Source organism: Streptomyces calidiresistens, from assembly GCF_014141525.1.
GTDB classification, from domain to species: domain Bacteria; phylum Actinomycetota; class Actinomycetes; order Streptomycetales; family Streptomycetaceae; genus Streptomyces; species Streptomyces calidiresistens.
Genome location: NZ_VKHS01001509.1, coordinates 1 through 531 on the forward strand (window position 1 = coordinate 1; position 531 = coordinate 531).

The 531-nt window shown below is 64.6% G+C and carries 1 protein-coding gene; it reads left to right on the forward strand.

From position 1 onward, the window contains the following. The coding region (locus FOE67_RS31030) for an ABC transporter substrate-binding protein (protein ID WP_182667598.1) at window positions 1–531 on the forward strand (531 nt) is incomplete at both ends.

A 531-nucleotide genomic window follows, 5' to 3' on the forward strand; every position in this document is an offset into this window, starting at 1 on the left:
GTATGCCGACATCGACGGGCAGGGCGGTGTCGAGGCGGTGAAGATGGCGATCGAGGATGCGGGCGGCAAGGTGCTCGGCAAGCCGATCGAACTCGTGACGGCGGACCACCAGAACAAGGCCGACATTGCCGCATCGAAGGCGCGTGAATGGATGGACCAGCAAGGCCTGGACATGCTGCTGGGCGGCACGAACTCTGCCACGGGCCTGGCCATGAACAAGGTGGCTTCCGAGAAGAAGCGCGTGTTCATCGACATCGGTGCCGGCACGGCGCGCCTGACCAACGAAGAGTGCACGCCGTACACGATCCACTATGCGTACGACACCGTGGCACTGGCCAAGGGCACGGGCAGCGCGGTGGTCAAGCAGGGCGGCAAGTCGTGGTTCTTCCTGACCGCCGATTACGCGTTCGGTCACTCGCTGGAGAACGACACCACGGCTGTGGTGAAGGCCAACGGCGGCACGGTGGTCGGTTCGGTCAAGCACCCGCTGTCGGCATCGGACTTCTCGTCGTACCTGCTGCAGGCGCAGTC